The organism is Caulobacter sp. CCH9-E1, from assembly GCF_001556515.1.
Lineage (GTDB): Bacteria > Pseudomonadota > Alphaproteobacteria > Caulobacterales > Caulobacteraceae > Caulobacter.
The window spans coordinates 1-15,008 of sequence record NZ_LSJA01000099.1; the positions used below are offsets into that span (position 1 = coordinate 1).

The 15,008-nt window shown below is 67.3% G+C and carries 10 protein-coding genes; 7 read left to right on the forward strand and 3 right to left on the reverse strand.

What is annotated here, in order from left to right:
* Positions 1-850: tyrosine recombinase (locus tag AX690_RS06365; protein ID WP_066730306.1), on the reverse strand; the 850-nt coding region annotated here is incomplete at its 3' end.
* Complete coding sequence (locus tag AX690_RS06370; protein WP_066681540.1) at positions 847-2,322, reverse strand: hypothetical protein; 1,476 nt, start codon at positions 2,320-2,322, stop codon at positions 847-849. The genes AX690_RS06365 and AX690_RS06370, both read right to left, overlap by 4 nt.
* Before the next feature lie 59 nt (positions 2,323-2,381).
* On the opposite strand from AX690_RS06370, the gene AX690_RS06375 reads away from it, so the two are divergent.
* The 7 genes from AX690_RS06375 to AX690_RS06405 all read left to right on the forward strand — a co-directional run bounded on the left by AX690_RS06375 (position 2,382) and on the right by AX690_RS06405 (position 11,144).
* Positions 2,382-2,957: a shikimate kinase gene (locus tag AX690_RS06375; protein ID WP_066681560.1), complete on the forward strand. Its 576-nt coding sequence runs from the start codon at positions 2,382-2,384 to the stop codon at positions 2,955-2,957.
* Positions 2,954-4,066, forward strand: a complete 1,113-nt coding sequence (gene aroB / locus AX690_RS06380) for a 3-dehydroquinate synthase (protein WP_066681562.1) — start codon at positions 2,954-2,956, stop codon at positions 4,064-4,066. The genes AX690_RS06375 and aroB overlap by 4 nt, the downstream gene beginning before the upstream one ends.
* A gap of 181 nt (positions 4,067-4,247) precedes the next feature.
* Positions 4,248-5,948, forward strand: coding sequence for a hypothetical protein (locus tag AX690_RS24040; protein WP_156449588.1), 1,701 nt, complete (start codon positions 4,248-4,250; stop codon positions 5,946-5,948).
* A gap of 191 nt (positions 5,949-6,139) precedes the next feature.
* Positions 6,140-7,768 (forward strand): ABC-F family ATP-binding cassette domain-containing protein, encoded by a 1,629-nt coding sequence (locus AX690_RS06390; protein ID WP_066681566.1) that lies wholly within the window; start codon positions 6,140-6,142, stop codon positions 7,766-7,768.
* A gap of 32 nt (positions 7,769-7,800) precedes the next feature.
* Positions 7,801-9,087: an HlyC/CorC family transporter gene (locus AX690_RS06395; protein ID WP_066681578.1), complete on the forward strand. Its 1,287-nt coding sequence runs from the start codon at positions 7,801-7,803 to the stop codon at positions 9,085-9,087.
* Positions 9,088-9,173: 86 nt separating this feature from the next.
* The gene (locus AX690_RS06400) at positions 9,174-10,772 is read left to right on the forward strand and encodes a sensor histidine kinase (protein ID WP_066681589.1); all 1,599 of its coding nucleotides are present in this window, start codon (positions 9,174-9,176) and stop codon (positions 10,770-10,772) included.
* A 3-nt stretch (positions 10,773-10,775) separates the two neighbouring features.
* Positions 10,776-11,144, forward strand: a complete 369-nt coding sequence (locus tag AX690_RS06405) for a response regulator (protein WP_013080582.1) — start codon at positions 10,776-10,778, stop codon at positions 11,142-11,144.
* A 144-nt stretch (positions 11,145-11,288) separates the two neighbouring features.
* On the opposite strand, the gene AX690_RS06410 is transcribed toward AX690_RS06405, so the two are convergent.
* On the reverse strand, positions 11,289-14,972 hold the full coding sequence (locus AX690_RS06410) for a TonB-dependent receptor domain-containing protein (RefSeq protein ID WP_066681591.1): 3,684 nt from the start codon (positions 14,970-14,972) through the stop codon (positions 11,289-11,291).
* Positions 14,973-15,008: the final 36 nt, after the last annotated feature.

Consider the following 15,008-nt stretch of genomic DNA (forward strand, 5'->3'; position numbering starts at 1 on the left):
TGTAGATCTGGGTGGTGGCGATGTCGGCGTGGCCCAGCAGAGTCTGGATCACCCGCAGGTCCGCCCCGCCTTCCAAGAGGTGCGTGGCGAAGGCGTGGCGCAGGACGTGGGGGCTGACCTTGTCGCGGTCGATGCCGGCGGCGATGGCCGCGTCGTCCAAGAGCTGCCCCACCCGCCGCGCCGTCAGCCGGCCCGAGCCGCCGCGCGACGGGAAGAGCCAGGGGCTGTCCTTCGCCCCCTTCGGCAGGAAGGCGGAGCGTCCGGCCAGATAGGCCCTCACCGCCGCGCGGGCCGCGTCGTTCAGCGGGGCCAGCCGTTCCTTGCCGCCTTTGCCCTTGACGATCAGATAGGCCGGGTCCCGCGCCAGGGCCGCCAGCGGCAAGGCCAGGAGCTCGGAGATCCGCAGGCCCGAGGCGTAGATCAGCTCGATGATGCACGACAGGCGCAGGCCCTGGGCGCTGTCCTTGGCCGTGGCGGCGGCTAGGAGCCGCTCGATCTCCTCGCGCTCCAGCACCTTGGGCAGCGGCCGGCCGGCCTTGGGCGCGGCGACGCGGCGGGACGGATCGTCGGTCCGCCAGCCCTCGCCCAGGGCGAAGCGGTAGAACTGCCGCACGGCCGAGCGGCGGCGGGCGGCGGTGGCGGGCGACAGGCCGCGCGCGCCGAGGTCCTGGAAATAGGCCTCAATCGTTTCGGCGTCGGCGTCGTCGAGATCGCGCCCGGAGCGCCCCAGGAAGCCGCGGGCGTCCTCCAGGTCCTTGCCGTAGGCGGTCAGGGTGTTGCGGGCGGCCGCGCGCTCGACCGCCATCATCTCCAGGAACGCGTCGACCCAACCGGACGCGGCCGTGCTCATTTGGCGTAGGCGAGGCCGAGCAGGCCCTCGACCACCACCGCCCGGGCGTCGACCGAGAGGCCGGCGCGGTTCAGGGCGTGGGCGATGCGGGCGCGGTCGACGGGCGCGGGGCCGCTTGCGCCGGCGTCCAGCGCCAGCGACAGGGCCAGCAGCGCCGCCTCGCCCTTGCGCTTGGCGCCGGCGGCGTCCTCCAGCACCTGGAGCCGCGCGGCCGAGGCGGCCGGTTTGCCGAGATCGAAGGTCGCGAACTGGGTCCGCGTGTCGGCGTCCATGGTCCCACCCAGGCTGGACAGCAGCACGGCGGCGGCCTGGGCCGGCTTGCCGGTCGCGCCGCGGCTGACCAGGTTGGCGAGCACCTGGTTGTCGATCTTGCCCGAACCGGCGGCGATCAAGGCGTCGAGAATGGCGAGATCCGCAGCGGTCGCGCCGGGGATGACGTCCTGGGTCAGGCGGCCCCGGATCGCCTGGGCGCTGGCCACGTCGCCCGCCGCCACGGCGGCGCGGGCCAGCAGCACCGGATCCTGAAGCGGCCCGCCGGCCGTGGCCAGGGCCGCGATCGAGGGGGCCGAGGCGCGGGCGGCCTCGACGAAGGCCGGCAGGGTCTTGGCCTGGCGCAGGAAGGCCAGGTCCGAGGCCTCGGCGGCGGTCAGGTCGTGACCGATGTCGGCGGCCCGCGCCGTCGGCGCCGCCGCCACGGGCTTAAGAGCCGGCGAGGCGGAGGCCAGGGCGGCTGCGGACTGGACGTCTAGGCTCAGCCGCCGCGACAGGGCGTAGTTGACCCCGTTCTTCAGATTGGCCGCGCCGGGCGGCGTTCCCGCCAGGGCCGCGCCCATCAGGCGGGCGTAGTCGGCGTCTTTCGTCTGCTGCTGGGCCAGCTGGAAGGTCAGCTGGGCGGCGTCGGTCTGGCCGGCCTTCAGCTGGCAGAAGGCCCGCAGGCGCAGCCAATAGGCCGCGCCGCGATCGACGGTCAGGGCCTGCTCGGCCTGGCAGGCCTTGTCGTCGGCGCCGGTGATCAGCGCCGCCTCGGCCTGGGCCATCGACAGGGCCGAGCTGCCAGGACCGCCGGTGGCCCGATCGAGGATGGCGTCCGCGCCCTTGGCCTCGCCGAGGGCGATCAGGGCCAGGCCCCGCGCCGCGCCCATTTCGACATCGTCGCCGACGCTGGCCGGGGCGTTCGATCCGGTCGATAGCGCCCGCCGCGCCAGGCTGGCGAAGGCCGGCGACAGCGGCTTGGGGCCTGCCAGCTTGGGCAAGACGTCGCGCATGATTCCCGGCGCCGCCCCCTTCCACAGATCGCTCGGCAGGCCGGTGTCGGCGACGGCGCCGGAGAAGTAGTCCGGCGCGGCCAGGGTCTTGACCTTGACCTCTTCCTGAGCGCGCGCGGCTGCAGAAAGCGACAGGAGAAGCGCGCTGGACAGCATCAGCACGCGCGGGAGACGCAGGGGCGAGATCATGGAGTGGTTATGACGCATGACGGGGTTCTCGCAAACTTGGGCTTTGGCCCAGCCTCGTGTAAACCCGCGACCGCATCATGACCGAGTCCGCTGCTACATCCGACGACATGGCGCCGCTGCGCCGGAAGACCATCGTGTTGGTCGGGCTGATGGGCGTGGGCAAGTCCAGCGTTGGCCGCCGCCTGGCCACGGCCCTGAACCTGCCCTTCCGCGACGCCGACAACGAGGTCGAGGCCGCCGCCGGTCGGTCGATCTCGGAGATCTTCGCCGACCTGGGCGAGGCCGCCTTCCGCGACGGCGAGCGCCGGGTGATCGCCCGTCTGCTGGACGAGCCGCCGCATGTGCTGGCCACCGGCGGCGGCGCCTTCGTCAACGCCGAGACCCGCGCCCTGATCAACGAGAAGGCCCTGTCGGTGTGGCTCAAGGCGGATGTCGAGCTGCTGGCCCGCCGCGTCTCGCGCAAGGACACCCGGCCGCTGCTGAAGGGCAAGGATCCGGTGGCGGTGCTGACCGAGCTGGCCCGCGTCCGCAACCCCGCCTACGCCGAGGCGCAAGTCCACGTCCAGACCGGCGACACGCCGCACGGGGTGGCGGTCGACGCCATTCTGACCGGCCTGCGCCAGCACCTGGGCCAAGGAGTTTCCGAACAATGATCCGCACCGTCCCCGTGGGCCTGGGCGAGCGCGCCTACGACGTCGTCATCGGCCCCGGCCTGATCGACCGCGCGGGCGAGCGGATCGCGCCTGTTCTCGGCAAGCGCAAGCGCGTCGCCATCGTCACCGACACGATCGTCGGCGAGCACCACGGCGAGCGCCTGGCGGCGTCCTTGGAAAAGGCCGGCGTCGCGGTCGACGTCGTCACCATCCCGCCGGGCGAGGAGAGCAAGAGCTTCGACGGCCTGGCCGACCTTTCCGACCACCTGCTGGCCCTGAACCTGGAACGCGGCGACCAGATCGTGGCGTTCGGCGGCGGCGTCGTGGGCGACCTGGCCGGTTTCGCGGCGGCGATCTACAAGCGCGGCATCGACTTCGTGCAGGTCCCGACCACCCTGCTGGCCCAGGTCGACAGCTCGGTCGGCGGCAAGACCGCCATCGACACCCCGCGCGGCAAGAACCTGATCGGCGCCTTCCACCAGCCGCGCCTGGTTTTGGCCGACCTCGACATCCTGGCCACCCTGCCCGCCCGCGAGCTGGCCTGCGGCTACGCCGAGATCGTCAAGTACGGCCTCTTGGGCGATTTCGCCTTCTTCGAATGGCTGGAGACCAACGTCGCCAAGGTGCTGGACCGCGACGTCGACGCCCTGGTCCGCGCCGTGGGCCGCTCGGTCGAGATGAAGGCCGAGATCGTCGCCGAGGACGAGAAGGAAGCCGGCCGCCGGGCCCTGCTGAACCTTGGCCACACCTTCGGCCACGCGATCGAGGCCGAGATGGGCTTTGGCGACGCGCTCAAGCACGGCGAGGCCGTCGGCGTCGGCATGGCCCAGGCCTTCCGGTTCTCGGCGGCCCAGGGCCTGTGCTCCGGCCAGGACGCCGCCCGCGCCGAGGCCGCCATCAAGGCCGCCGGCCTGCCGACGACCTTGGCCGACGTCCGCCCCGAGCCCTTCAACGCCGACGCCCTGATCGCCCACTGCGGCCAGGACAAGAAAGCCGAAGGCGGCAAGCTGACCTTCGTGCTCGCGCGCGGCATCGGCGACGCGTTCGTGGCCAAGGACGTGGATAGGAAAGCGCTGCTGGCGTTCCTGCTGAACGAAGGAGCGGTTTAAGCCCCTCTCTCTAGAGAGAGGGAGGGGCCCAAGCGAAGCTTGGGAGGGTGAGTGGTTTCGGCGCTGACTAGATGAAGCGCACGGCCGCTTTCGCCCCTTAGCGGACATTGCGCCGGCAGCCGTAAACTCGCTATGGTAGTGACGATATGCTTTGTGGCTCGTTCTGCGTGAGTTGGGATCAATGGCTGACAATATCACGAGCGTAACAGCTCTGAGCGGCGAAACATCAGCCACAGTCATCTACATTCAGGGCGGGGGCCAGCAGGTAACCTACGCTATCACGGGCGGCGCAGATCGAGGGCTATTCACCTTGGGCCGCGATAGCGGTATCTCCCCGGATGCGACGCGGCTGTCCTTTGCCCACCGACCAGATTTCGCGCATCCAACTGATGTGGGTAGCGACAACCTCTATGAGGTTGAAGTTACCGCAACCTACGGCGGCATTAGCCAGGCGACACTCTACAAGATCTCGGTTGTTCCAGATGACTATCGCGGCGACACCACGACAACTGCGACGCTGCTGGGCGACGGAACTTCTGTTTTAGGTCGAATCAACACGTCGAGTGATCGCGATTGGTTCCGTGTGGTCTCGGATGGAACGCCTCATCTCCTCGCGGTGCACGGCGTCGGTGGGTATCAGATCTTCAATTCAGATGGTTCGAGCAGGGAATCCGCCTCGGCAAGCGCACCGTGGTTGTTCCAGACTCTGAATCTGCCAGCTGGAACTTATTTCCTCAGCGTCGGCGGCGCTTCGTACAATTCCATTCCGACAGGTGACTACACCGTTTCCCTATCGCCCTCAGCACCAGGCAATACATTCGGCTCCGACGGCGACGATACCCGGACGGGTACCGCTCTGGCTGACTTCCTGGCCGGGAACGGCGGGAATGATGTGCTGAATGGAGCCGGTGGAAATGACATCCTGGATGGGGGGACGGGCGACGACATCCTGAACGGCGGCGACGGCTCTGACCTGCTGTTCGGCAGAAGCGGCAGTAACAAGCTCGACGGTGGAAGCGGTTACGACGTGGCGATCTTCGCTGGCCCTCGATCCAACTATGTCGTGACCGCGACTAGCCTCGGCTGGGAAGTGCGCGGATATGATAGCGTTGATACGCTTAAAAACATCGAGGCTATTGAATTTTCAGACAAACTCGCCGCGCCGATCGTTCAATTCATCCCAATCCCTTCCACTCTTTCCACGCAGATTGAAAGTATTCTCAGAGGTAGCGCGTCGTCCGATCTGAACGCTACTCTTGCGGCGACACTGGCGGGTGGGATTGCCGCGGGCGGGTTAACCGCTAATGCGGCGCTCCAGGAAGTCTTGAAAGCTGCCGGTGCAAGCACCAGCGTGGCGACCCTATCCTACGAGTTTTTCACTGGGAGAATTCCCGGGCAGGCGGGCATCGACTATCTTGTTTCGCCTACCGGGCCGAATGCTAACAATCTCAACAGCGCTTACTACCAGAGCTTCAATTTGGAGAACCGCTACATCAACTTCGCCGTGAACCTGGGGAAGGCTGGCGAAGGAAGAGTGCAGTTCGAAACCAAGTATGGAGGGCTCAGCCTCTTCGACGCCACCCGCGAAGCCTACAAGACAATCTTTGGCGGAACGCCCACTGACGCGAAGGTTCACGCTCTGATTGACAGCCGCATCGACTACTTTGCGAGCTATGGTGGGGACGGCGTTAATGGGATCGGCACCAAGGCAGCGATGGTCGGTTGGTTGCTCGCGGAGGCCACTAAGGCCGACGTGGGTGTGATGGCGAAAGCAAACGACGCATGGCTGATCGACCTGTCCGATGGAACTGCGCCTTTCGCGATCGACATCCTCGATCCGAGCAAGGGATATTACAAAGCCGACTTCATTTTCGGCGGCTAACCCCCGATTGCGCACGCCGAGCACCTCCGCCTTTCGCCCCAACGCTCACGCCCGAGAGGCCCTACCACTCACCCTCCCATCCCGGCTTTCGCCGGGACGGGCCCCGCCCTCTCTCCATGAGAGAGGGATTCCGAATGCCGGCCAGCTCTAGCACTGGCGTTCCGCGCCCAACCGGGGTAGCAGCCCCGCCCATGATCCGCCTCGACAACATCTCCAAGCAGAACGGCCACCAGATCCTGTTCATCGAAGCCTCGATGGGCATTCAGAAGGGTGAGAAGGTCGGGCTGGTCGGGCCGAACGGCGCCGGCAAGACGACCCTGTTCCGCATGATCACGGGGCAGGAGCAGCCCGACGACGGGATCGTCTCGATCGATCCGGGCACGCGGATCGGCTATTTCAGCCAGGACGTCGGCGAGATGTCGGGCCAGAGCGCCGTGGCCGCCGTGATGGACGGCGTCGGTCCGGTCAGCGCCCTGGCCGCCGAGATGGCGACGCTGGAGGCGGCCATGGTCGATCCGGACCAGGCCGACCAGCTGGACGCGGTCATGGAGCGCTATGGCGAGGTCTTGGAGCGCTTCCAGGAGCTGGACGGCTACGCCCTGGAAGCCCGCGCCCGCGAGGTGCTGGCGGGCCTGAGCTTCAGCCAGGAGCGCATGGACGGCGACGTCGGCCTGTTGTCGGGCGGTTGGAAGATGCGCGTGGCCCTGGCCCGCATCCTGTTGATGCGTCCCGACGCCATGCTGCTGGACGAGCCCAGCAACCACCTGGACCTGGAAAGCCTGATCTGGCTGGAGGCGTTCCTGAAGAACTACGACGGCGCGCTGCTGATGACCTCGCACGACCGCGCCTTCATGAACCGCATCATCGGCAAGGTGGTCGAGATCGACGCCGGCCAGCTGATCACCTACTCCGGCGACCTCGATTTCTACGACCAGCAACGGGCGCTCAGCGAGGCCCAGCGCCAGGCGCAGTACGAGCGCCAGCAGGCGATGCTGGCCAAGGAGATCAAGTTCATCGAGAAGTTCAAGGCGCGCGCCTCGCACGCCGCCCAGGTCCAGAGCCGGGTCAAGAAGCTGGACAAGATCGAGCGCGTCGAGGCCCCGCGCCGCCGCCAGACGGTCCAGTTCGAATTCCAGAGCCCGCCGCGCTCGGGCGAGGACGTGATCAGCCTACGCGGCGTCCACAAGGGCTATGGCGAGCGGCCGATCTACCAGGACCTCGACTTTCTCGTGCGCCGCAAGGAGCGCTGGGCCGTGCTGGGCGCCAACGGCGCGGGCAAGTCGACGCTGCTGAAGCTGGTGGCCGGCGCGACCGAGCCCGACCAGGGCAAGGTCGCCATCGGGGCCAGCGTGAAGATGGGCTACTTCGCCCAGCACTCCATGGACCTGCTGGACGGCGAGGAGACGATCTTCGAATCCCTGGAGCGCTCGTTCCCGCAGGCGGGCCAAGGGGCCCTGCGCACCCTGGCCGGCTGCTTCGGCTTCTCCGGCGACGACGTCGAAAAGCCCTGCCGCGTGCTGTCGGGCGGCGAGAAGGCGCGCCTGGTCATGGCCAAGATGCTGTTCGATCCGCCCAACCTGCTGGTCCTCGACGAGCCGACCAACCACCTGGACATGGCGACCAAGGAGATGCTGGTGGCCTCGCTGGCCGACTTCGAGGGGACCATGCTGTTCGTCTCGCACGACCGCCACTTCCTGGCGGCCCTGTCGAACCGGGTGCTGGAGCTGACGCCGGAGGGCGTGCACCAGTACGGCGGCGGCTACACCGAATATGTCGCCCGCACCGGCCAGGAAGCGCCGGGGCTGCATCCGGGGGGCTAACGCCCGCAGCCGGCATGGCCTAGAACAAGCTCATGCTCACCGCCCTGCTCGGCCTCGCGCCTATCGTCATCGCCCTGCTGACCCTCTCGGCGCTGTTCTCGGCGGCGGAGACGTCGATGACGGGCGCCAGCCGGGCGCGGATGCACCAGTTGGAGCGCGAGGGCGACGCGCCCGCGCGGCGGGTCAACAAGCTGCTCTCCGACCAGGAGACGATGATCGGGGCCGTCCTGCTGGGCAACAACCTGATCAACATCCTGGCCTCGGCCCTGGCGACCCAGGTCCTGACGACGCTGATCCCTGGCCCCTGGGGCGTGGCGGTGGCGACGGCGGCCATGACCGTGCTGGTCCTGGTCTTCGCCGAAGTGCTGCCCAAGACCGTCGCCATCATCCGCTCGGACGACGTGGCGCGCGCCCTGTCGGGACCGACCCTGGTGATCGTTCGCCTGTTTGGTCCGGTGATCTATATCATCCAGTGGATCGTCCGCCGCGCCCTGCGAATCTTTGGCGTCAAGCTGGACATGGCCGTCGACGTGCTGGCCGCCCACGAGGAGATCCGCGGCGCGGTCGACTACCACCACTCCGAGGGCCTGGTGGAGACCGACGACCGACGGATGCTGGGCGGGGTGCTGGACCTCTCGGACATGGACGTGTCGGAGATCATGGTCCACCGCAAGTCGATGGTGCTGCTGGACGCCGCCCTGCCCGCCCGCGAGCTGGTCGACGAGGTGCTGGAGGCCCAGCACACCCGCGTCCCGGTCTATCGCGACGAGCCCGACAACATCGTCGGCGTACTGCACGCCCGCGACCTGCTGAAAGCGCTGGCGGAGTCGCCCAACGGTGTCGAAGGCCTCGACATCGCCGCCATTCTGCGCGAGCCGTGGTTCATCCCCGACACGACGAACCTCAAGGATCAGCTGAACGCCTTCCTCAAGCGCAAGAGCCACTTCGCCCTCGTCGTCGACGAGTACGGCGCGCTGCAGGGGCTGGTGACGCTGGAGGACATCCTCGAGGAGATCGTCGGCGAGATCGACGACGAGCACGACACCACCCTGGACGGGGTGCGCAAGCAGCAGGACGGCTCGGTCAATGTCGACGGCCACGTCCCTGTCCGAGACCTGAACCGGGCCATGGACTGGCGACTGCCCGAGGGCGAGGCGGTGACGATCGCCGGCCTGGTGATCCACGAAGCTCAAATGATCCCCGAGCCCGGCCAGACCTTCATATTCCACGGTCATCGCTTCCAGGTTCTGCGCCGCCAACGCAACCAGATCACCGCCCTACGCATTAGCCCGCCCTTGAATGAGAACGACGGTCTGTGACGATCATTTGAGGGCGACGGAACCGAATCCCCGCCTACGCGTTTTGCGCCATTGCTGGCCAGGGGCGGCCAGACTGGAGGGGCATATTGGTCACGGCGGCTAAGACCGACATTCGCGGCGGGTCCGAGGCGGATCTGCGCGCGCAGTTGGCCGAAGCGCGCGCCGCTCTGGCCGACGAGGTCCGTAAGTCCGAGACCCTGGCGCGGGTCACCCAGGCGGTGGCCTCCAGCAGCGACGTCGGCTCTTGCGTCCAGGCGGTGATCGACGGCGGGCGCGAGATCATCGGCGCGGCCTATGGCGCGTTCTTCTACAATGTCGTGGACGCGGACGGAGAATTCTACGCCCTCTATCGCCTGTCCGGCGCGCCGTACGAAGCGTTCGCGAGCTTCCCGACGCCGCGCAAGACCGAGGTCTTCGCGCCCACCTTCGACGGCGTGGGCGTGGTGCGGTCGGACGACATCACCCAGGACCCGCGCTATGGCCGCAACGCGCCCCGGCGCGGCATGCCGCCTGGCCATCTGCCGGTGCGCAGCTATCTGGCGATCCCGGTGACCACGCCCCAGGGCGCGGTGCTGGGCGGCCTCTTCTTCGGCGATCCCGAGCCCGGGCGGTTCACGGTCCGCGACGAGGCTCTGCTGGTCGGCCTCGGCGCCCAGGTGACGGTCACCATCGAGTCTATCCGGATCAACGCCGCCGCCCTGGATGAGCTGGACCAGCGGCGTCGCGCCGAGGAGCGGTTGAAGTTCGCGCTGGACTCCGGGCGCATGGGCTCCTGGGACCTGGACGTGGCCACGCGGGCCTATGAAGCGTCGGACCTGTGCAAGGCCAATTACGGCCGCCGGCCCGACCAGTCCTTCACCTTCGCGGATCTGATCGCCACGATCCATCCCGAAGACCGTCCCCGCATCATGGCCGCGATCGAGAGCGCGATCCGCGACGGCGCGGACTATGACGTCGAATACCGCGTGATCCTGCCCGCCGACGGCGAGCTGCGCTGGCTGCACGCCCGGGGCCGCGCGGCCCAGACCGCCGACGACGGCGGCGTGCGGCGCCTGGCCGGGGTCTCGCTGGACATCACCGAGCGCAAGCGCGCCGAGGAGCGCCAGAAGCTGCTGGTCAACGAGCTGAACCACCGGGTCAAGAACAGCCTGGCCACGGTGCAGTCGATCGCGGCCCAGACCTTGCGCTCCAACGCCTCTCCCGAATTCTTCCGCGAGGCGTTCGAAGCCCGCCTGATCGCCCTGTCCCACACCCATGACCTCTTGACCCGCGAAAGCTGGGAAGGCGCCAGCCTGCGCGAGGTGTTCGATGGCGAGCTGCACGCCATGGCCGGGGAGGATCGCGTCACCTTCGACTACGCGTCGGACCTGCGCCTCAATCCCAAGGCGGCGGTGGCGCTGGGCATGGGGATCCACGAGCTGGCGACCAACGCCGTCAAGTACGGCGCCTGGTCGGTTCCGGACGGCCGCGTGATCGTCTCCTGGCGTCTCGAGCCCAATCTCCTGCGCCTGACCTGGGCCGAGCGGGGCGGCCCGACGGTCAAGACTCCCACCCGCCGCGGCTTTGGCGCGCGGCTTCTTGAACGCGGCCTCGCGGCGGAGCTATCCGGGGGGGTCGAGCTGACTTATGATGCTTCTGGACTCGTCTGCCACATGGCGCTGCCCCTGCGCGCGCTGGAGCCCTGATCTATGAAGACACTCTCGTCCCTGAAGGTGCTGGTCGTCGAAGACGAAGCGCTCGTTTCCATGTTGGTCGAGGACATGCTGACCGACCTTGGCTGCACGGTCGTCGGCCCCGCCGCCGAGATCGAGGAGGCCTTGAAGCTGGCCGGCTCGGCGGACATCGACGCGGCCCTGCTGGACGTGAACCTGGGCGGCCGCCCGATCTTCCCGGTCGCCGACGCCCTGCGCAGCCGCGGCGTGCCCTTCGCCTTCGCCAGCGGCTACGGCGAGGCGGGCATCAGCGAAGACCACAAGGGCTCGGCCGTGCTGCAAAAGCCCTTCCGCGAGGCCGACCTGCGCCGCGTCCTGGAAGGCCTGGTCGCGCAGACGGCCTAAGGCCAAACCGCATTTGATGGGCGCGGCGCTCCGCCGTTCCCGTCCATGAGAAAGGCTCCCGCCTCGCGACGGGAGCCTCTTTTTTTGGTCTGCTGTCGAGATCTTCGGACCAGGCTCCCGAAAGAGCCCGGTCCGAGCGCCTGCTTAGAACTTGGCGTTGATCGCGAACTGCCAGGTGCGGCCGGCCGTGCTGTAGATCGTGCCGTCGCGTTGGTCTTCAAACCGCTTGTCGGCGACGTTGTTGACGTTGAAGCGCAGCTGCAGCTTCTCGGTCAGATCGTAGCCGAAGTACAGGCTGTAGACCGCATAGCCCTTGCGGGTCAGGTAGGCGTTGTTTTCGATCGTGGCCGGCGTCGAGCCGCTAAAGCGGATCGTGTCGCTGACCGTGCCGATGTTCACGCTGGTCGTGAACTTCTTCAGGCTGTAGGCGATCGTCGTGTTCGACTGCCAACGCGGCACCGAAGCGCCCGTGTTGTTGCTCGGGTTGAACGCGCCCAGATAGTACTGGTTGTCGGACGACAGGCCCGTGGGGCTGAAGGTCGACTCCAGGGTGCGGAACACGTTGCTGTTGATCGAGATCCGGCCCAGGTCACCATCCTGACGGACCAGTTCCGCCAGGTTGAAGCGGTAGCTGACCACGGCGTTGACCGAGCGGATGGTGCTCTGACCCAGGTTCAGATAGCTCGAGCTCCAGCCATCCTTCATCGCGAACTTCAGGTTCGACGTCGGTTCGGCGCCCGACGTGTAACGCGCGAAGGCGTCGCAGGTGTTGGTGCCGAACTGGGCCTGATTGTTCGGATAGACGGCCGAGTCGTAGCAGTAGGCCGACAGCTGATCCAGCGACACGCGGCTCAGTTGGTCCTTCAGCTTGATGTCGGCGTAGTCGATCGACATCCGCAGGCCCGGGATGAAGCGCGGCGCGAGGACGACGCCAGCGGTCCAGCTTTCACCCTTTTCAGGCTTCAGGCCCATGTTGCCGAAGCGGGCGCCCAGCAGCGACAGCGAAGGCGGGCTGTAGCTATTGAGGAAGTTCAGGGCGTCGGCGTCCGTGACGGCGTAACCGGCGGCCTTCACAGCAGCGATACAGTTGGCCTTGCGGTTGGCCGGGTTCGAACCGCCGCCGATGTTGGCGGTCGAGCAAGGATCGGCCGGCGTCGTGAACGCCGGTTGCCCGCCGAGGAACAGTTCCACGCCGTCCGGCTGGCGGATCGAGCGGGTGATGTTGCCGCGGAAGCTGATGTCCTTGATCGGCTGGAAGGTGCCGGCCAGCGACCAGATCTTGGCGGTGTCGCCGTCGTAGTCCGGGTTGATCGTCTTGCCGAGGGCGTTGACGAAGCTCGGCGCGCTGCCGGTTTGCTTCGACCAGCGGACCGCCGGGTTGATGTCCAGACGCTCGGCGAACGGCAGGCTGAAGTCGCCGCCCAGCAGCGGGATGTTCAGCTCGACGCCGTATTCCTGAGCGGTGGTCTCATACGCGGTGCGCGCGATCGCGGCCGAACGGGTGCGGCCGTACTGCGAGATATTGTCGACCCAGTAGTCGTTGTTGGTCGTGCGGCGTTCGCCAGACACGGCCACGCCGACCGGGCCCGCCGGCAGGTTGAACAGATCGCCGCTGATCGAGCCTTGCAGGAAGGTCTGGGTGTTCTCGAAGGCGTAGAACTGCGGCGTGGTCACATAGGCGCGAGCCGCGGCCGACATCTGACCATAGCCGAACGGGTTCAGCGGCTGGCAGCTGTCGATCATCGACTGCGTGACGACCGGGGTGTACGGCGTCTTGGTGATCACGCCGTTCGCGCCCGGCTGATCGACCAGGTTGGCGGTCACGCCGTTCGGCGACTTGCCCAGATAGGCCGAAGGGTTGGTCTGGGCGCGGCAGACGATCTTGCCGCTGGCGTCCAGCGTCGTGTCGATGGCGAGGTTGTACTCGATGTCCTTGATGCTGTTGAAGTCGACGCGGCCGCTCGAACGACCCCAGGTGTACGAGGCGTCCCAGGTCCAGTTGCGCCCCAGCAGGTCGAAGTCGCCTTTCAGGCCGTTGACTAGGTTGCTGGTGTCGGTCTTGCCCCACAGCGGGTTGTCGCCCAGCAGGTCTTGGTTGGTGCGCGACAGCAGGAAGTTGCCGGCGGTGTTGACCGCGCCGGAGTCACGCAGGACCTGACGCGACGTCGCGCTCAGATAGGGGTTGTCGATGCTGAGGTAGAGACCCGACGTCTCCACGCCCGTGCTGGTGACGCTGTTCGACGACACGGCGTTGCGCGGCAGGCGCGTCGAGACCGACGAGAAGATGTTCTGGGTGTAGAACGTCAGGTGGTCATTGACGTCGAAGGTGCCGAACAGCGTCCCGACCTTACGCTTTTGGGCGTTCTGGATCAGGGTGTAGCGGCTGTTGTCATAGCCCTTGGTGCCCGGCGCGGCGCTGATCGTGCCGAGGTCGGTCGCGCCGATATTGGCGAACGACCAGTTCACGGCCTCGCCGCTGTCGGTGAAGCGGACCGGCTTGGCGATGAACGGGAACAGGGCGCTGGTGCGCGGGTCGGTGTTCGCGACGCGCGGCATGTTCGTGTACAGCGAGCCGACGATCAGGTTGATGTCGGTGTTCGGGTTCGCCAGCAGGTATTCCCGCAGGGTCGGCAGTTTGCTCTGCAGGACGTTGAGGGCCAGCGTGTTCAGCTGGGTCCCCGTGAGGCCGGTCGGCGCCGTGACGCCGTACTTGGCGAACACCTGCGCCGCAGTGACGGTCGAGGGGAGCGTGGCGGGCGCGAAGTTCGGGAACATGCCCGCGGTCAGAGTGCCCGCGTAGATGCCGTTGCCGGTCGGGATGCCGGGGACCAGCTGCAGGTTCGAGGTGATCAGGCCGCCGCCGGCGACGCACGAGTTCACGCCGACGATCTTCTGGGCGCAGGCGCTCGTGCCCGAGGTCGGGGCGAAGGCGACGCCCGAGGCCCACTGCATGGCCGTGCGGGAGTTATAGGCATAGGCCGTCGACGGAATGCCGTCGTCGGACGTGCGCAGGAACGCGCCGTTGTTCAGGTTGGCGACGTCGATCGCGGCGGTCGGCGAGAAGTTCGGGTTGCGCTTGGCGCCGTTAAAGGCGTTGGTGACCGAGGTCGCCGTGTCGATGTACCACGGGCGGTCGTCAGCGTAGAGGGCGTCGGTCTTGGTGTATTCGAACGAGACGACCAGGTTGGCGCGGTCGTTGAACAGGTTCGAGCCATAGATGGCGTTGAAGCTGTAGCGGTTGGCGTCGCCCTTGTCGGTGGTGCGGAACGCCGCACGCGCTTCGGCGCCGACGAAACGGTCCTTGATGATGTAGTTGATCACGCCGGCGATCGCGTCCGAGCCGTAGGCGGCCGCGCCGCCGACGGTCAGGGTGTCGACGTGGTCGATCATCTGGGCGGGGATGGCGCTGATGTCGACCTGCGAGCCGGCGTAGTTACCCGACACGAACAGTGTGGAGGCGTTGCTCGACACCATGCGACGGCCGTTGACCAGCGTCAGGGTGCGCTGCGGCCCCAGGTTCAGCAGGTCGGCATAGGCCACGCCGAGGCTCGAGGTCTGACCGCCGTTGCTACCATAAGGGCTGGCGCCCGAGCCCACCTGCGGCTGGCTCAGCACGATGTCGTAGGCGTTGTTGAAGCCGCGCTGGATGATCTCTTCTTTGGTGACCTGAACCCCGGGGATGGTCCCGTCGAACTGCGGACGCTTGATGCGCGAGCCGGTGACGACGATCTCGGTCACGGCGGTCGTCTGACCGCCAGCTTCCTGAGCATAGGCCGCGCCGCCCAGAACCGCGCTCGCCGCGACGCCCGCGAACAAAACAAACTTCATTTTTTCAGAACCCCCGAAATAATTTGCCCCCGCGTT